The sequence below is a fragment of the Mycobacterium scrofulaceum genome (genome assembly GCF_002086735.1).
Taxonomy (GTDB): domain Bacteria; phylum Actinomycetota; class Actinomycetes; order Mycobacteriales; family Mycobacteriaceae; genus Mycobacterium; species Mycobacterium scrofulaceum.
The window spans coordinates 39,058-55,376 of record NZ_MVIJ01000013.1 but is presented as its reverse complement, the minus strand read 5'-3'; the positions used below and the strand labels follow the sequence as shown (position 1 = coordinate 55,376).

16 protein-coding genes are annotated in these 16,319 nt (G+C 67.5%); 8 read left to right on the top strand and 8 right to left on the bottom strand.

Annotated features, from left to right (window positions below):
* Nucleotides 1-29: 29 nt before the first annotated feature.
* Together BST44_RS10980 and BST44_RS10975 are read right to left on the bottom strand one after the other, a co-directional pair.
* Nucleotides 30-794, bottom strand: coding sequence for a class I SAM-dependent methyltransferase (locus BST44_RS10980; RefSeq protein ID WP_083177141.1), 765 nt, complete (start codon nucleotides 792-794; stop codon nucleotides 30-32).
* A 52-nt stretch (nucleotides 795-846) separates the two neighbouring features.
* A complete protein-coding gene (locus BST44_RS10975) occupies nucleotides 847-1,530 on the bottom strand; it encodes a GAP family protein (protein ID WP_083177140.1) in 684 nt (227 codons plus the stop codon).
* 242 nt (nucleotides 1,531-1,772) lie between these two features.
* On the opposite strand from BST44_RS10975, the gene BST44_RS10970 reads away from it, so the two are divergent.
* Nucleotides 1,773-3,206: an FAD-dependent oxidoreductase gene (locus BST44_RS10970; RefSeq protein WP_083177139.1), complete on the top strand. Its 1,434-nt coding sequence runs from the start codon at nucleotides 1,773-1,775 to the stop codon at nucleotides 3,204-3,206.
* A gap of 7 nt (nucleotides 3,207-3,213) precedes the next feature.
* On the opposite strand, the gene BST44_RS10965 is transcribed toward BST44_RS10970, so the two are convergent.
* Nucleotides 3,214-3,861: a biliverdin-producing heme oxygenase gene (locus BST44_RS10965; protein WP_083177138.1), complete on the bottom strand. Its 648-nt coding sequence runs from the start codon at nucleotides 3,859-3,861 to the stop codon at nucleotides 3,214-3,216.
* Between the two features lie 284 nt (nucleotides 3,862-4,145).
* Between BST44_RS10965 and BST44_RS10960 the strand changes: the two genes are divergently transcribed.
* Nucleotides 4,146-6,428 (top strand): SpoIIE family protein phosphatase, encoded by a 2,283-nt coding sequence (locus tag BST44_RS10960; RefSeq protein ID WP_083177137.1) that lies wholly within the window; start codon nucleotides 4,146-4,148, stop codon nucleotides 6,426-6,428.
* 119 nt (nucleotides 6,429-6,547) lie between these two features.
* Here BST44_RS10960 and BST44_RS10955 read toward each other — a convergent pair whose 3' ends face one another.
* Nucleotides 6,548-7,108: an FKBP-type peptidyl-prolyl cis-trans isomerase gene (locus BST44_RS10955; RefSeq protein WP_083177136.1), complete on the bottom strand. Its 561-nt coding sequence runs from the start codon at nucleotides 7,106-7,108 to the stop codon at nucleotides 6,548-6,550.
* A gap of 72 nt (nucleotides 7,109-7,180) precedes the next feature.
* On the bottom strand, nucleotides 7,181-7,504 hold the full coding sequence (locus tag BST44_RS10950) for a hypothetical protein (protein WP_244184781.1): 324 nt from the start codon (nucleotides 7,502-7,504) through the stop codon (nucleotides 7,181-7,183).
* Between the two features lie 75 nt (nucleotides 7,505-7,579).
* Between BST44_RS10950 and BST44_RS10945 the strand changes: the two genes are divergently transcribed.
* A complete protein-coding gene (locus BST44_RS10945; RefSeq protein ID WP_083177218.1) occupies nucleotides 7,580-7,933 on the top strand; it encodes a DUF732 domain-containing protein in 354 nt (117 codons plus the stop codon).
* A 52-nt stretch (nucleotides 7,934-7,985) separates the two neighbouring features.
* Here BST44_RS10945 and BST44_RS10940 read toward each other — a convergent pair whose 3' ends face one another.
* Nucleotides 7,986-8,417: a hypothetical protein gene (locus BST44_RS10940; RefSeq protein ID WP_142274450.1), complete on the bottom strand. Its 432-nt coding sequence runs from the start codon at nucleotides 8,415-8,417 to the stop codon at nucleotides 7,986-7,988.
* Nucleotides 8,418-8,930: 513 nt separating this feature from the next.
* On the opposite strand from BST44_RS10940, the gene BST44_RS10935 reads away from it, so the two are divergent.
* Complete coding sequence (locus tag BST44_RS10935; RefSeq protein ID WP_158086649.1) at nucleotides 8,931-10,937, top strand: putative bifunctional diguanylate cyclase/phosphodiesterase; 2,007 nt, start codon at nucleotides 8,931-8,933, stop codon at nucleotides 10,935-10,937.
* A 9-nt stretch (nucleotides 10,938-10,946) separates the two neighbouring features.
* Here BST44_RS10935 and BST44_RS10930 read toward each other — a convergent pair whose 3' ends face one another.
* Nucleotides 10,947-11,648, bottom strand: a complete 702-nt coding sequence (locus tag BST44_RS10930) for a DUF899 domain-containing protein (protein ID WP_083177217.1) — start codon at nucleotides 11,646-11,648, stop codon at nucleotides 10,947-10,949.
* A gap of 169 nt (nucleotides 11,649-11,817) precedes the next feature.
* Here BST44_RS10930 and BST44_RS10925 point away from each other — a divergent pair, with 169 nt between their 5' ends.
* The 3 genes from BST44_RS10925 to BST44_RS10915 all read left to right on the top strand — a co-directional run bounded on the left by BST44_RS10925 (nucleotide 11,818) and on the right by BST44_RS10915 (nucleotide 14,399).
* The gene (locus BST44_RS10925) at nucleotides 11,818-12,138 is read left to right on the top strand and encodes a hypothetical protein (RefSeq protein ID WP_083177132.1); all 321 of its coding nucleotides are present in this window, start codon (nucleotides 11,818-11,820) and stop codon (nucleotides 12,136-12,138) included.
* Between the two features lie 149 nt (nucleotides 12,139-12,287).
* The gene (locus BST44_RS10920; RefSeq protein WP_083177131.1) at nucleotides 12,288-12,521 is read left to right on the top strand and encodes a DUF167 domain-containing protein; all 234 of its coding nucleotides are present in this window, start codon (nucleotides 12,288-12,290) and stop codon (nucleotides 12,519-12,521) included.
* 288 nt (nucleotides 12,522-12,809) lie between these two features.
* Nucleotides 12,810-14,399, top strand: coding sequence for a PPE family protein (locus BST44_RS10915; protein WP_083177130.1), 1,590 nt, complete (start codon nucleotides 12,810-12,812; stop codon nucleotides 14,397-14,399).
* Nucleotides 14,400-14,418: 19 nt separating this feature from the next.
* Here the strand turns inward: BST44_RS10915 and BST44_RS10910 are convergent, their stop codons facing one another.
* Nucleotides 14,419-14,718: a hypothetical protein gene (locus BST44_RS10910; RefSeq protein ID WP_065446867.1), complete on the bottom strand. Its 300-nt coding sequence runs from the start codon at nucleotides 14,716-14,718 to the stop codon at nucleotides 14,419-14,421.
* A gap of 513 nt (nucleotides 14,719-15,231) precedes the next feature.
* Here BST44_RS10910 and BST44_RS10905 point away from each other — a divergent pair.
* The gene (locus BST44_RS10905) at nucleotides 15,232-16,317 is read left to right on the top strand and encodes a methyltransferase (RefSeq protein WP_083177129.1); all 1,086 of its coding nucleotides are present in this window, start codon (nucleotides 15,232-15,234) and stop codon (nucleotides 16,315-16,317) included.
* The last annotated feature ends 2 nt before the right edge of the window (nucleotides 16,318-16,319 follow it).

The following is a 16,319-nucleotide window of genomic DNA, read 5'->3' as shown; positions in this document are numbered from 1 at the left end:
GCGCTCGGAGCCGATGGTCAGCCCGGTGGTCAGCCGCGGTGGATCCGGTCGGCCCGCCAGCACCGGGACTGCATGGGGACGTCGATCGCCTCGACCCCGGGGAAACGCTCGTTCAGCGCTCTGCGCGCATTGGTGAGCCGCTCTGCGCGCTCGTCGACGGAGGCGACGATCAGCCTGCTGTAAGTGCCCACCATTGCGACGATTTCGTCGATCGTCATCGTCCGCGCGAATGTGAATGTCTCGCGGGCGATGTTGTGGAAGATCTGTGGTCCCGGCAGCACGACGTTCTCGTGGCGGCGGCGGAAGCGGTCGGGTGATTCCGCCTCGGGGGTGTCCTCACCGGGCAGCAGGTCGAGGTCGCGGACCCAATCCACGTCGCGATCCCGGCTGGTCCAAATCAAGCCGAATCGCCCGCCGTCCCGCAGCACCCGCCCGATCTCCGGAACGGCCCGTTGGGGATCCATCCAGTGCCACGCCGAGGAGACGAACACCGCGGCCGCGGCCGCGTCGGGAAGGGGAATCGACTCACCGGTCCCCTCCACGGCGCGCACGGCGGGAGAACGCTCGGTGAGGACCGCCCGCATCCGCGTATCCGGCTCCACCGCGACTACCTCCGCGGCTCTGCCGACCAGAGCGCGGGTGAACAGCCCCGTGCCCGCCCCCAGGTCGACGGCCACCCCGCACCGGCGCGGCATCAGCCAGTCCACCGCTGCCCGCGGGGGTTGCGGACGCAAGCCGTCGTAGTCCCCGGCGATCGACCCGAAGGACGTCGCTCGTTGGTGGCGATCGGTCATATCCGCCAACGTAATCCGGCTCCCTGTGCGAGACGTGAGAAAGAGATCGTGATCACCACAACGCACTGTGGTTGACGAGCGCGTCGGCCACCAGTCCGATTCCGAAGACGAGGAACAACGCTCGCACCGATATCGGGCCGTAGCGGGTGAGGACACGGACCAGGCGACGCTGAATGCGCTTGGCCCGGACGGTTCGCCTCATCGACAGCGCCAGGATGAGCAGCGGGGGAGAGAGCGCAACCGCCCAGTACGCGATGATGATCAGCGGCCACAGTGGGGGCCGGGGATGCAGGGCGGCGAGCATGGCCAGGCCGGTGAGATACGGGATGGCGGTTGGAGCTTGGCCGCTACCCACCGCCAACCCGAGAAAGCCGAGCAGCCAGGGGCGCTGGCGCATTGCCGCCAACGCCCAGCCGGGGGCCGATGACTGGGCGGTCAACGGGAAGTAGGCCAGGCCGGTCAGCACCAGGCCGAGCAGCAGCTCGCCGCGGAAACGGATGGCCGGTGTCACGTGGAACCCGACGGCATGGGTCAGAAAGCTCAGACCCAGAACGGTGCACAGCCCGAACGTGGTCGTCACGGCGAACACGCCCGCGATGAAGCTGAGGGCACCGGGAATCGGGGACCGGCGACTCAACCGGCTGTCGAAAATGACCGCCGAGACCACCCCCACGTTCAGGACGTTCAGCGAATCGAGCAACGCCAGGCCGCCAAGCGCCAGCACAAGAGCACCCACGCGCCTGAACTCCGCCTACCGGGTGGGCTCGCCGGGGGCGAGCGTCGAAGCGGCGATCATGGTGCAGAGGATACGAGTCACCGGGCGGCGTGTCCGTCCGAGGCGGTCCCGGCCGCGCGCGGTGGCACGTCACCGGGGCGGCTCGTATGGGTTTCGATCCGGTCACACGGCATGGGGCACCGCGGCTTTCGTGGTCGGCCGTTCGACAATGCGGAACATGAGGCAGACGCGGGAGCCCGACGGTGGCGCGTGAAATCTCACGCCAGACGTTTCTGCGGGGAGCCGCCGGAGCGCTGGCCGCGAGCACGGTGTTCGGCTCGGCGCGGGCCACCGCCGCTCCCAACCCCACCGGTTGGGAGGGTCTGTCGACAGCCATCGGTGGGCAGGTGTTGCTGCCGGGCAGCGGCGGCTTCGGGGCGGCCAAGCAGGTGTTCAACACCAATTACAACGGCCTGACGCCAGCCGCGATCGTCACCCCGGCATCGCCGGCGGACGTGCAGAAGGCGATGGCCTTCGCCGCGGCCCACAACCTGAAGGTGGCCCCGCGCAGCGGCGGCCATTCCTACATCGGTGCGTCCACGGCAAACGGGGTCATGGTGCTGGACCTGCGTCAGCTGCCCGGGGGCGTCAACTACGACGCCGGCACCGGGCACGTCACGGTGACGCCGGCGACGAGCTTGTATGCGATGCACCAGACGTTGGCCGGCGCCGGCCGCGGCATCCCGACCGGCACCTGCCCGTCGGTCGGGGCCTCCGGGCACGCGCTGGGTGGGGGGCTGGGCGCCAATTCCCGCCACGCCGGCCTGCTTTGTGACCAGCTGGTGTCGGCGTCGGTGGTCCTGCCCGGCGGCCAGGCGGTGACCGCATCGAACGCGAGCAATCCCGACCTGTTCTGGGCGCTGCGCGGTGGTGGCGGCGGCAACTTCGGCGTCACCACCTCGCTGACTTTCGCGACGTTCCCCACAACGGACCTTGACGTGGTCAACCTCAACTTCCCGCCGGAGGCGTTCGCGCAGGTTCTGGTCGGTTGGCAGAACTGGCTGCGCACCGCCGATCGGAACAGCTGGGCGCTGGCGGATGCCACCGTGGATTCGATGGGGACGCACTGCCGCATCATGGCGACGTGTCCGGTGGGGTCGGGAAGCAGCGTCGGGTCGGCCCTCACCAAAGCCGTTGGGGTCCAACCGACCGGGACCGAGAACCACACCTTCAACTATCTGGACCTGGTGAACTACCTTGCCGTCGGCAACCTCAACCCGTCACCGCTGGGATATGTCGGCGGATCCGATGTGCTGCCGGTGGTCAACGCGGCCACTGCTCAGGGGATCGCCAAGGCGGTCGATGCATTCCCCCGCGGCGCGGGCCGCATGTTGGCGATCATGCACGCACTCGACGGTGCTCTCGCCGACGTTGCGCCCGGCGCGACGGCCTTTCCGTGGCGACGCCAGTACGCGCTGGTGCAGTGGTACGTCGAAACCGGTGACGTGGCGGCCGCAACCAACTGGCTCAACACCGCACACCAAGCGGTGCAACCGTACTCGGTCGGCGGCTACGTCAACTACATCGAAGCCAACCAACCCGCGTCGCGGTACTTCAGCTCGAACCTGTCGAGGCTCACCGCCGTGCGCCAGAAGTACGACCCCAGCCGGATCATGTTCTCGGGACTCAACGTCTAGGAGAGCGTCAACGCCGGCGCGGGATGTGCTCGGCCAGTTCGTCGAGCAAGGCGTGATTCAACCCGAAGGCCAATCTGACTTCGTCGACGATGCGGTCGACGTCGCGCGCACTCGGGCGGAGCGCATCAAGGCGGGCACGATAGGCGTCTTTGTACGGCTTGGGCCGCACGGGAAATTCGTAGAACGCGAGCCCGACGCCGCGAAGATCAAATGTGCGTTCGAGGGCCTTGAAAATGACCCGGCCTCCGGAGAGGTCTCCGAGATAGCGCGTGTAATGGTGGGCCACCAGCGAGCCGCCCCACGTCAGCGTGGCGAGCCGCTCGCCGTATGCCGTCGCGGCGGGGGATTCGACGTCGCGCGTGCCGTCGGTGCGCCAGTGGCGCAGATCGGCGTCGATGGCCGCGAGGCGCTCCAACGCCGGGTCGTACACGGCGGCGACCATCGGCTCCTTGCGGCGCGCCCGCATGGCGTCCTCGAGGGCGGCGTACACCACCCGCAACCGCAGCAGGTATTCGGAATAACCGCGACCTGTGACCCGACCGGCAACCAATTCGGAAACGAACGCGCTCTGTTCAGCGGCGACGTGTTCCGCCCCTGAACCCTCCTTCATCGCGACCGACAAACGGCGGCGTGTTGGAAGGTCGATCTGGCGCATGTCCTGCTCAGATTACATTGGTGATTGCTGCGGACGAGGTGACGGCGGAAGACCGCAACACATAGGCTCGAGTAATTGACATGAACGCAACCAGGGGGTCGCAGGGTCGGTGGGGCGGCCAAACCGGCATGGTGACCGGCGGGAAGCCGCCGCCGGTGCACATGCCCCACCCGTCGCGAGCGGATGCGGCAAGAGGGGAAACAGCTTGGGCGAGTTAGGGATTCGGTTTTGATACGTCACGACCCAAGACTGTTACCCGTCAGCGAACCGACAGAGCCGACTGCGTGACCGACCAGGCACAAGTCCCGCCGCCGCCAACGCAGAGTCAACCGCTCGACGACCTCGTCCCTGTCGGCACGCCCATCGACCTCGACAACTGCGCGCGCGAGCCGATCCACATTCCGGGAAGCATCCAGCCGCGCGGTGTGCTCGCGGTGGTGCGCGAGGACGACTTCGAGGTCCGCCAGGTCAGCGCCAATGTCGCCCAACTGCTCGGCCGGCCCGCCGACGCCGTCGTCGGCCGGCACCTGTCGGCGCTCGTCGGACCGGAACAGGCCACCCGCCTCGAGCGGACGGCGCGGGCCTCCCGCGATCTGCGCCGACGCAACCCGATCGAGTGCGCGATCGACGTTGCGGGCGAGCCGCGGGCCTTCGACGCCATCATGCACCGCGACCCCGGCGGTGTGCTCCTGGTGGAACTCGAAATCGCCTACGGGGAAAGACCGTTCTCGTTCCCGAACACCTACCAGGCGGTGCGAGGCGCGGTGGAGGAGCTGAACCGGGCCTCCACGCTGCCCGAGCTGTACGACACCGCGGCGCGTGCGGTCCGCGAACTGACCGGCTTCGACCGCGTGATGGTGTACCGCTACGACGAGGAGTACAACGGCGAGGTCGTCGCCGAAGCCAAGCGCGACGACCTCAACTCGTTCCTCGGCCTGCACTACCCGTCCACCGACATCCCCGCGCAGGCGCGCGCGCTGTACGAGAAGAACTGGATCCGCCTGATCTCCGACGTCGACTACACGCCGGCACCGGTGGTGCCGGCCGCCGACCCGGCGAGCGGTACGCCGCTGGACCTCACCTTCGCCACACTGCGCAGCGTCTCACCGATCCACATCGAGTACCTGCGGAACATGGGCGTGCACGCCTCGATGTCGATCTCGCTGCTGCGGCGGGGCCGGTTGTGGGGGCTCATCGCCTGCCACCACTACGCCGGTCCGCACCTGCCGCCGTTCGGCACCCGCGCGGCGGCCGAGTTCCTCGGCTCGACCCTGTCGCTACGGCTCGTCGACCGCTTCGAGGATGAGCAGCTGCACAAGCGGTTGGCCGCGCAGGCGGTGCTGGGCAAACTCACCGCCGCCACGCTCAACGACAGCGAGCCCCTGACAGGGGCGCTGCTCGGGGCGCCCGACCTGCTCGATCTCGTGCCCGCCGACGGCGTCGTCGTCGACATCCAAGGGGACCGGCGGGTGCGCGGGTCGGTTCCGCCGCCAGAGGTCGTCGCCGCCGTCATGGACTGGGCGCGCGACGCCGACGACGAAATCGCCATCACCGAATCCTTGTCGCGCGAGCTGCCCGCGCTCGGCCTCGACCCCCAACTGGCCGCCGGCGCGGTCGCGATCAACCTGCCCGACGGGCAGTACGCAGTCTGGTTCCGGCGGGAGGTGCTGCGCTCGGTGGACTGGGGAGGGGATCCGCACAACAAGTCGATCGCGATCAGCGAGGGTGACACGGTCCGGCTCAGCCCACGCAAGTCGTTCGACCGATGGCGCGAGATCGTTCGCCGGCGCAGCGAGCCGTGGACGCTGAGCGACACGGAGTCCGTCGGGGCGTTGCGCCGCCACCTGGTGGAGTCGCTGTACCGGCGCACGCGCGGCGCGCTGCGGGTCGCCGAGACGCTCCAGCGCAGCCTGCTGCCCGACGTGATCCCGGCACTGGACAACTGGCAGCTGTCGGCGCACTACGAGCCGGCCGCGGGCGATAACGTCGGCGGCGACTGGTATGACGCGTTCGAACTGCGCGACGGGCGGCTGATCGTGCTGATCGGCGACGTCGCCGGGCACGGCATCGCCGCCGCGGGCATCATGGCGGCGTTGCGCAACGCCCTGCGCGCTCAGTTGTTCGCCGGGGCCGCGCCCGCCGAGGCGCTGGGCCAGCTCAACGACTTCTGCCTGCACATGCTGCCCGGCGCCTTCGCCACCGTGATCGCCGCGCGGGTCGACCTGGCGTCGGGACACGTGGAGGCCGCCTCCGCCGGCCACCTGATGCCGTTCCTCACCGACACGGTCCGCACAGCCGTCCCCGCACCGATACGGCTTTCACCGCCCGTCGGGATCAAAGGCGTGAGCTACGCGCCCAGCACATTCACCGTCGAGCCCGGCCAGGGGATGGTCCTGTACTCCGACGGCCTGGTCGAGCGGCGCGGCGAGGCGATCGACGATGGCCTCGACCGGTTGGCGGAAACCCTTGGGCGCGCGGGCGAGACGCCGGCGTCTCGAATCTGGACGGCGATGGCGTCGGGCCATATCGAAGACGACGTCACCATCATCACCCTGCGTCGTCCCTGATTTCTCTCGGCCGCCCGGTATCTCGCGCGAAATTCGCACGATGATGCCCGAGGCCGGCTACGATTCCACGACAAGCGCGGTTCGGGAGTAGTTGCGCGACAGGGTGTTTGGCTGCGGGGCTAGCCGGAGGCGCTCAGGATTTTGATCGCAAAGACGAGCGAGTCGCCCGGCCGGATTCCCGCGCTGGGCTGACCGTTGGGGTAGCCGTCCGCGGAGGTCATCGCGACGGCAACCGTGGACCCGACCTTTTGCCCCGCGATCGCCTTCTGGAAGCCGGGCACGACTCCGTTGAGCGGAAAGTCGACCGGGGCGCCCCGTTCGTAGCTGTTGTCGAACACCGACCCGTCGCGTCCGTCGACGCCCATGTAGCAGACGGAAACCCGGGCGTTGGGCGAGACGACCGGTCCGTCTCCGGCGTGCAGCGTGTGCACCTGCGTCTGGGTCACGCTGAACGGCGCCGTCACATCGACGCGCGGGGCCGTCGTATCCGTCGATCCGGTGACCGCGACGCTGCCGGTGGTCCCGGTCAGCGTCCAATCGGGCGTTCCGCCGCTCTGCGGTGGCGTGGTCGGGCACGAGCCGGCCGCGGCTGCGTTGTCCGACGCGGCGATCGCCAGGACGGTCGCCGCGACGCAGGCCGCGACGGAGGAGTACACCAGGGACGACTTCACGGCCGCCACGCTACAGCCGGTTAGTCAGTCGGTTGCTGGTGGCCCCGCCGTGGCTGTGCGGCGGGAACGTCGGGGGCGTCGTCAGCCGGCGAGCGCCGCCAGCCCGAGGCAAGCAAAAAGCGCCGCGCCGCCGCCGCAGGCGACCGCGCCGGCCGGCGACAAGGTGTGGCGCCGGACGCCATGGACGGCCGCGATGACGTCCAAGGTGTCGACGAGAAGGCCCAGTTGCAGCGCGCGAGCGCGCAACCGGGGTGAGGCAGTGTCCGTGATGGCCAGGGCGAGCGTGAGTTCGCGGGAGCCGAACAGTCGGGTGGTGAGCGGCTGCTGACGGTCAGAACCCAATCCGAGCAGAGCCGCAGCCCTTTTGGGAGCAAGCCATGCGCTCACACCGGTGGCAAATCGCAATGCGGCGAATGTTGTTTGGTTATTCTGCTGTGGACCCGCGAGCTGCTGGCGGCCTCGCAGAAAGGGAGCGAATCGATGCCCTCACCCCGCCGGCTGGCCGGACTAACGATTCCCGTGATGGCCGCCGCCTTCATGGGCAGCGTCGCGGTTGCGAGCGCGAACACCCCCCAAGATGACGCTTACCTCGCGCAGCTGCGCGCCGTCGGTCTCAGCTGGCCACCCAGGACGGAAGAGGCACTCATCGGGGAGGCGCACCTCATCTGCTACGACCTCACCTGGGGTTGGACGCCACAACAGATCGCCGACGACGTCCACGCCCACCTGGACGCCAGGGGGGTCACGTTATTGGACGTCGGCACCATGGTCGACGCCGCCCACTCGATCTACTGCCCCGGCAACGTGTGCGACGCCCCCACCCTTTGCACGTGACCCCACCGGAAACCATCCGACGTCAGGCGATCTGCGTGCCGCGTCGCACCAGTCAGTGAATTAGCAGCGTCAAGCTCCAAGCGACGAGCACCGCGAGCACCGCGATCTGCGGCCACGCGCGCCAGGGCGACGACTGAATCGCATACGACATCTCCTTGAGCGGCGAGGTCGGTGGCGGTGCCGCGCGCTCGGCGGGCACCGGCTCGTGAAAGCGGTGAAAATACAACTGGATCAGGGTGGCACCGATCCACAAGCCGCCGAGGAAACTTACGGCTTCGACTCCGCGCCACAGCAGCAGGGCACAGAGCAGGACGGTGAAGACCAGCAGGACCCAGTCCGAGGTCGAGGTTGCGGACGGGCGGTCGCCGTAGCTCGCGTCGAGCGCGCGACGTCGTCTGGTATAGGGCAGGGTGAAGAAGAAGAACTTCGCGATGATGTGCACGCCCAGCAGTGCGACGACGACGGTCGTCACGGTGTTGATCATGAACTCAGTGAATACCGCAGCGACCATATCCATTGCTGACATCTGAACGCGCAACGGCGCGTCGTTCAGATGAGCCCCGGCGGCTACGCGGAGTGATGTGACGTTGCGCCCGCATTCCGGGCCGTGATAACCGAGAAACAGCTAAGTAAATCTGCGACCCTACTTTTGCGGTGTGAATTATCCTTCTTGCGACCCGCACCCGGCAGAGTAAGGGAAAAGTTGTCACTGACACGAAGCCGACTAGCGGTGATCGTGTTGGCAACGGTCGCGCTACTCGTCTTCGCGGCGATGTTGGTCAGCTCGGACGGCGCCCCGGGAAGAGCGGCAGTCGCCCCGGCGGGCTCGGTCATTGCGGGCGTTTTCGCCACCATCTGTTCGGTCGGGGCCGCCCGGCGTTCCCGAGGCCGCCAACGTCTCGCGTGGACCGCCATGTCGGCCGGATTGGTGGGCTGGTCTGCCGGCGAAGCAGTGTGGTGCCACGTCGCACTCGGTGGCGGTCTTCCGGTCGCCAGTATGTCTTCGGCCAACCTGGGCTATCTGATCTTGCCGTTCTGCGCGTTGGCCGGGGCAATCGTGATCCCCAGCCGGGACGACTCCCGCTTCGGAATAGGCCTGCTGCTTGACGGCATCCTCGTCGCCGCGTCGCTCCTGGTCGTTTTCGTCATTCTGCCGCTCGGTCGCTCGGCGCAGCTAGGCCAGGCGCTCAGCGTTTCACGAATACTGTTGGCCACCGCCGCGGGGGTGTACGTGGGCCTGGTCGCCCTGGCCTTCATCGTTGTGATGAAGGCCGAAGCGGGCCGCAAACTTTCACCATCGCTGATGATGCTGGGGTGGGCTGTCATCGCGGCGGCCGGTGTGGCCAACGTCTTCAATGATCATGCCGCCCAAGCGCCCAGCGACCTCGTCATTCTTGGCGGGGCCGTCGGAATGTACTTCTTCGCCCTGTCGGGGCTCACCTCCCGGCCGGGACCGGAACCCGACCTCGGTTTTTCGCAGCCCTCGTCGAGGGCGTCGCTGTGGCTGCCGTACCTGCCGGTTTTACTGGCCATTGTGGTTGGCGCTGTTCACTTTTGGCCCACAAACCGGGGCGAGGCGTTCATTTTCGCCGTTTGCGTGGTGCTGTTCCTTACCACCCTGGCCCGCCACATCTTGCTCCTCGAACGAAAGCAACGCCTACTTGTCGCGGTGTCCGACGCCACGCTGCGGGACCCGCTGACCGGATTGGCAAATCAGCGACTCTTCGACGATCGCCTGGCGCATGCGCTGCGATTGCACGTCCAGCACAGCGTGCCGGTCAGCGTATTGACGGTCGGCGTGGACGATTTCAGGTTGGTGAACGACACGCTCGGTTATGACGTCGGCGACAAGCTGTTGCGCGGCGTCGGCGAGCGGATCCAGGCCAACGTCGACGAGAGCCACACCGTAGCGCGGATGGGAGGGGACGAATTCGCCATCCTGGTCGAAGACCGTCCCGGCGTCGCGGTGCACCTTGCCAACGGGCTGGCCCGATCTTTCGAAGAGCCCGTCGACATCGACGACCACCGCCTGGACGTCCGCGTGAGTATCGGTGTGGCGTCGGCCGATTCGGCACTCGCCACTGCCCCTGCGCCGGGCAATCTCATCAAACAGGCCGATGCCGCACGCTTCTATGCCCACCTCGCGGGATCGACCAATGTGCAGACCTACATACCCGAAATGGGCGCCCAGCTTGGCGAGGCGCCGGCATTTGACAATGCGATGGCTCGGTTGCAACTGCTCGGAGAGCTACGGCGGGCGATCGAGAGCCGCTCGTTGACCCTGCTCTACCAGCCGAAGTTCAGCACGTTGACCGGTTCCATGCGCGGGGCAGAGGCGCTGGTCCGATGGCAGCATCCGCGATTCGGCGTCCTGGAGCCCGCCCAATTCTTGCCCCTGGTCCGCGAGCATGGGTTGATGCGTGCGCTCACCGATCTGGTGCTCTCCCAGGCGATCGCTGACGCGGCCGCGTGGCAGGAAGCGGGTGCCGCGATCCCCGTCGCGGTCAACCTGGCTGCGCCGTCCCTCGACGAGGATGCGCTGCCCGACCGCATCATGTCCGTGCTGATCAGATATGGGATGTCTCCCAGTTCGCTCACGATCGAGATCACCGAGGACCTGGTGGTGGCCGACTTGGCCAAGGCCCGCACCGTGCTCAATCGCCTTCGTGACAACGGCATTCAGGTGGCGATTGACGACTTCGGCAGCGGCTACGCCACTCTGACGTATCTTCGCGAGCTACCGGCCGACGAGATCAAACTCGGCCGAGAATTCATCGCGCCGATCCTGCGCGACGACCGCGCCGCGACCATCGCACGCTCCGTCATCGAATTGGCATCCACGTTCGGCATCGCCACCGTTGCGGAAGGTGTCGAAGACCGCGCGACGGCCCAGCGGCTGAAGGATTATGGGTGCGACGCCGTGCAAGGGAACTTCTTCTGCCGCCCGTTGCCCGCTTCCGAGATCCCGCGGGTCCCTGCGAACTCGGTTCTCGCGACGCAGTAGTCGTCGCTCTCAGTCCTCACTTTCGCGGGGCCCGTAAGCGGTGGCGATCTCGGGGGAGCCGAGCCACCCCGAGTAGGTGGGCCGCGAGGGCCAACCTTCGGGCGAATCGAGCCATTCCTCCTGGCGACCCCACGGCAGAAGGTCGACCAGCGCGAACGTGTGACTGAGTTGCTCGGTGCCTCGCCCGTTGGTGTGCCACGTGCGGTACACGGTATCGCCGTCGCGCAAGAACACGTTGACCCCGAATCCGCCGCCGGGCGGTGCGTCCATGTCCGCGGCGAACGGGCTCTGCGACGACGAGTACCACTCCATGCGGTTGCCCACCTTCCGCCGGTAGGCGAGGGCTTCGCCGATCGCGCCGTTGGTGACGATGACGAACCGGGCGTCGTAGTTGTCCAGGAACTCCAGTCGGGTGAATTGCGACGTGAACCCCGTGCAGCCGCTGCACTGCCACTCCGCGCCGTCGGACCACATGTGGTGATAGACGATCAACTGCGAGCGGCCGCCGAACACATCCGCCAGGCGGACGGGCCCGTCGGCGCCGATAAGGGTGTAGTCGGGCAACCGGACCATCGGCAGGCGGCGGCGCTGGGCGGCGATCGCATCCAGTTCGCGAGTGGCGGCCTTCTCACGTTCGCGTAGCTCGTGGAGCGCGGCGCGCCAGGTTTGCTGATCGACGACGGGCGGCAATGCCGTGTTTGTGGAGGACATGGGCTCAACCTTCGCTTTCGGTTCGTTCGTCTGGAAGGTCTGACCGGTGAAATGTCCGGAATTCATCGCAGGGCGTCGCGGTCGGGAATGCGTCGGCGCTCTCCACTAGCGCCCTTGACCTGCATGTCCGGACTGGGTTCGATGGGGCTAGCAAGAGGGGAGGCCCACCATGAGGACGTTGTTTCGGCATCTAGTGGTCATCGCCATGATGGCGTTCGCGTCGATGGCCGCCGTGACAATCGCGACGCCGGCGGTGAGTTCGGCCGATTGCGGGGACGGGGAGTGGTGGGACCCCACGGGAAAGGTCTGCCGACCGCTCGGGGTGGGCCCACAGCCCCTGGCCTGCGACCCGGGTCAGTGGTGGGACCCGACGGCCAACGTGTGCCGCCCCCTCGGTGTCGGGCCGCAACCGCTCGCGTGCGACAACGGTTGGTGGTGGGATCCGGGCGCCAACGAATGCCGTCCGCCAGTGGTGCCGCCGGCCGGCTAGCGGCGGTGGTTCCCGCAGAACCGCGGACCCAACCCCTCGAGCGACGCAAGCCAAAGCCGCGCACGCTCATTCGTCCGCGATAGGAGTCGCGGCCGGAATCCGGCGGGAGAGCGGCCTCGCGCACCAGTCGGCCGGTACCGTTACGCGCCATGCGCGGCTCCATCGTCGCCGTCAGCGTCAAGCCCGGCAGTCGCAAGGGCCCTCTGGTCGAGGAGGGCCCTAACGGTGAGCTGACCATTTACGTTCGAGAGCCGGCGGTTGACGGCAAGGCCAACGACGCCGTTACCCGGCTACTGGCAGCCCACCTCGGATTGCCAAGCAGCCGGGTCGAATTGATGTCCGGCAGGACGTCACGGCTGAAGCGTTTCCGCGTGAGCCGTTGAGTGCGCCGCCCGACGCATGCGTGGGCAAGCACGCCGGGAGGTCACCCCAGAAGGCGGCATGCCTGCTGAGGCACAGCATATCTGCACCCGCATGGCCGACTGGGGCATAGCGCACCGAGGCTCGCTTATGTCTTTCGTATGAGCCGGCGAGCCGATATTGATAACGAAAACCATTTCCACTTACCTTCGGTAGCGCTGTTAGCCCGCCCCTGCCCCAGGAGTTGCCGTGATGACGTCCCCTGCCCCGACCACCCCGTTGATCATGAGCTTCAGCGGCGGCGCCCGGCGATGACCGCGCCGATCTGGATGGCGTCCCCGCCTGAGGTGCACTCGGCGTTGCTGAGCAGCGGTGCGGGGCCGGGGTCGCTTTTCGCCGCGTCAGCCGCGTGGAGCTCGGTCAGTGCCGCATATGCGTCCGCGGCAGAAGAACTCAGCGCTGTCCTGGCGTCAACGCAGGCCGGTGCTTGGCAGGGGCCGAGCGTCGAAGCCTACGTTGCGGCACACGTCCCGTACGTGGCGTGGCTGACGCAGGCCTGCGCGGACAGCGCCGCGACGGCAGCGCAGCACGAGGTGGCAGGCACGGCCTACACCGCAGCGTTGGCGGCAATGCCGACTCTGCCGGAGCTGGCCACCAACCACGTCGTCCACGGCGCCTTGGTGGCGACGAATTTCTTTGGAATCAATACGATTCCGATCACGGTCAACGAGGGCGATTACGCGCGGATGTGGGTCCAGGCCGCCAGCGCGATGACCACCTATCAAGCCGTCTCCACGGCGGCGGTCGCGGCCGCACCGCAGACCGAGCCGGCGCCGCAGATCTTGAAGTCGGCCACCACGGCGCAACACGACCACGAGGAAGAGGACGACCACCACGACCATGACCATGGGTTCGATAGCCCGCTCAATCAGTTCATCGCCCAGATCTTGCGACTGTTCGGAATCGAATGGGATCCCGTCGAGGGGACACTGAACGGACTGCCCTATGAGGCCTATACCAACCCGGGCGACTTGCTCTGGTGGGTCGTTCGAGCCCTCGAGCTGTTTTCGGATTTTCAACAGTTCGGGGCTTTGTTGCAAGAGAATCCGGCGGCGGCTTTCCAGTTCATCACCGACCTCGTTCTGCTCGACTGGCCGACACATCTAGCCCAGCTCGCCAGTTGGCTCCCGACGCAACCACAGTTGTTCTTGGTGCCCATGCTCGTCGCGGCGGCCCCATTCGCGGCCCTGGGCGGTTTTGCAGGCCTGGCCGGGCTTGCACCCGCGCCCGCCCCCGTGGCGCCAGCCGCCCCAACCGCTGGGACAGCGCCCAGCACGCCGGCGGCACTCGGCCCAGCCCCGATCGCCGCACCTGCCGCGGCGGCCGCGCCGGCATCTGCGGCCGCGCCCGCCCCCACAGCCACCACGGTGTCCAGCCCGGCGCCGTCCGCGCCGCCGGCCGCAAGCGGGTTTCAGTTTGCGCCCCCGTATGCCATTGCGCCTCCCGGTCTCGGTTTTGGATCGGGAATGAGCGCTAACGCTGCCGCCGGCGCGAAAAGGAAGGCGCCAGAGCCGGATTCGGCCGGCACGACCTGCCCGGCGGCGGTAGGGGAAGCGGCGCGGGTCCGGCGGCGCCGGCGGGCGCGGCAGCGCGGCCACAGCGACGAGTTCGTGGACATGAACGTCGACGTCGATCCGGACTGGGACGCACCGGCAACCACCGCGTCAGAACGCGGCGCCCGGAATCTGGGATTCGCCGGCACGCCACGCAAGGGGACCACTGCCGCGGCGGGTCTGACCACACTGGCCCGTGGGGAATTCGGCCGCGCGCCCAGCATGCCGATGATTCCCGGCACCTGGGCCCCGGAAGGCGGCGAAAGGGCGCGCGGCAGCCAGGACTGAGTCTCTTAAAGCTCGGGTGTCAGTGCTCGTCGTAATGTTCGTCGTGGGCGGCGTGCCGACAGCCGTCATGGACGTAGTCGACGTGATCCCCGTGCGGGATCGCGACGTGGCCACACCCTTCGCCGTGCCGATGGTCGTGCGGCTCGTGCACCTCGTGGCCGGCGGGCTCACATTCGTCGTAGTGGTTCTCGTGCTGCCGATGAACATGACCGTCGTGCACGTAGTCGACGTGATCCCCGTGCGGGATCGCGACGTGACCGCAACCCGCGCCATGGACGTGCTCGTGCTGGAGATGCTCGTTGTGCAGTGTGCCGGTCATTGTCTCTCACCGCCCATACCGAAAATGGATTCGCGCGCCTGGTGCGACCAACGGACCTACTGTAGCTCCGTGCTCGCACCCGACGCCAGACGCCGGCCACAGTTCATCTCTACGTTGACCGGGCACAACCGACCCAGGCATCGGGCGCGACGCACCCCTAGCCCGCTGCGACCCCGTCGGGTGGCGTGACCACGCTCGTGGCCGTGGGAACGCATCCGGTCGCGCTTACTGCGGCAAGCGCGAGGATCGCCGCAACGATGACCTTTGTGATTAGACGTGACATGGCGACTCCGCTCATCCGGCCCCCTTAGTCAGCACTTTAAGCGGATCGCGCGTTTATTTCAACAGTTATTGAAATCGTGTCGATTTGCGGGCATAGTTCCTTTGCGGACGGATCGATCGGCCGGGCAGGATACCCGGGTGCGGGCATAGCGCCTGCACTCTAGGCTCGGTGGTCGTTGCCCGCCCGACGCGCGGCCATCGTGACGAATGTGAAACGAGTAGGGGAGTGACGTGACGTCTAAGGTTCCGCCGACCAAGGTGGCACGAGCCGTTGAGCGTGCCCGCCACCAGTTGTCGCGGCTGCGCCAACGATCCGCTCCGCCCGCGGCGGTGATGATGGAATTGATCCTGAATGCGTGGGTGGCCCAGGCGATCACGACCGCGGCCGACCTCGGCGTGGCCGACGCCCTGTCGGACGGCCCTCTGTCCGGCGAGCAGCTGGCGGAACGGATCGGCGCGGACGCCGACGCCCTGAGGCGACTCATGCGCGCGTTGATCGGCATCGGGGTCTTCCGCCATGGCAGCGACGGGCGTTACTCGTTGACCCCGGTCGCGGCAACACTGCGCACCGACGCGCCCGTGTCGATGGCCGGGATGGCGCGGTGGGTCGGGTCGGCTCAACATCGCGAGCACTGGAGCCACCTCACCGACGCGATTCGCACCGGGAATCCGGTCGTCCCAAACCTTCGCGGCAAGCCCATCTTCGAATACCTGGCCGAAGAGGGGGAGCTGGGTAAGGTCTTCAACTCTGCCATGACCAGCGTGTCCGAGTTCGCGATCGCGCCCTTGACCGCGGCCTACGACTTCAGCGCGTTCGGCACGATCGTCGACGTCGGCGGCGGCCAGGGTCGGCTGTTGGCGGCGATCCTGGAAACGGCCCCGAATTCGCGCGGCGTGCTGTTCGATCTTCCCGAGGTCGTGGGGTGCGCGCCGGAGCTGTTTCGCAAGTACGGTGTCGAGGACCGTGTCCGCGTCGAAGAGGGTTCGTTCTTCGAGTCCGCGCCCGAGGGTGGCGACGCGTATGTGCTCAAGAACGTCATCCACGACTGGCAGGAGGAGGACGCGGTCCGCATCCTGAAGAACGTCCGCGCCGCGGCTCGGACCGGCGCGCGATTGCTGCTCTGCGAGTTCGTCATTCCCGAGCACGACCGCGACTTCCACGGCAAGTGGGTGGACATCGAGATGCTGGTGGTCGCCGGCGCCCGCGAACGCACTGCCGAGGAGTACCGCTCGTTGTTCGAACAAGCCGGTTTCCGGCTGAGCCGGGTTGTCGACACGGTCTCGCCGCTCAGCATCATCGAGGGGATCGCGGGGTAGGC

Coding starts and splice junctions, on each gene's coding strand:
- BST44_RS10945 (WP_083177218.1), top strand. CDS start 7,580: ATGCCCTCACCCCGCCGGCTGGCCGGACTAACGATTCCCGTGATGGCC.
- BST44_RS10935 (WP_158086649.1), top strand. CDS start 8,931: ATGTCTTCGGCCAACCTGGGCTATCTGATCTTGCCGTTCTGCGCGTTG.
- BST44_RS10930 (WP_083177217.1), bottom strand. CDS start 11,648: ATGTCCTCCACAAACACGGCATTGCCGCCCGTCGTCGATCAGCAAACC.
- BST44_RS10965 (WP_083177138.1), bottom strand. CDS start 3,861: ATGCGCCAGATCGACCTTCCAACACGCCGCCGTTTGTCGGTCGCGATG.
- BST44_RS10915 (WP_083177130.1), top strand. CDS start 12,810: ATGACCGCGCCGATCTGGATGGCGTCCCCGCCTGAGGTGCACTCGGCG.
- BST44_RS10920 (WP_083177131.1), top strand. CDS start 12,288: ATGCGCGGCTCCATCGTCGCCGTCAGCGTCAAGCCCGGCAGTCGCAAG.
- BST44_RS10980 (WP_083177141.1), bottom strand. CDS start 794: ATGACCGATCGCCACCAACGAGCGACGTCCTTCGGGTCGATCGCCGGG.
- BST44_RS10910 (WP_065446867.1), bottom strand. CDS start 14,718: ATGACCGGCACACTGCACAACGAGCATCTCCAGCACGAGCACGTCCAT.
- BST44_RS10925 (WP_083177132.1), top strand. CDS start 11,818: ATGAGGACGTTGTTTCGGCATCTAGTGGTCATCGCCATGATGGCGTTC.
- BST44_RS10940 (WP_142274450.1), bottom strand. CDS start 8,417: ATGATCAACACCGTGACGACCGTCGTCGTCGCACTGCTGGGCGTGCAC.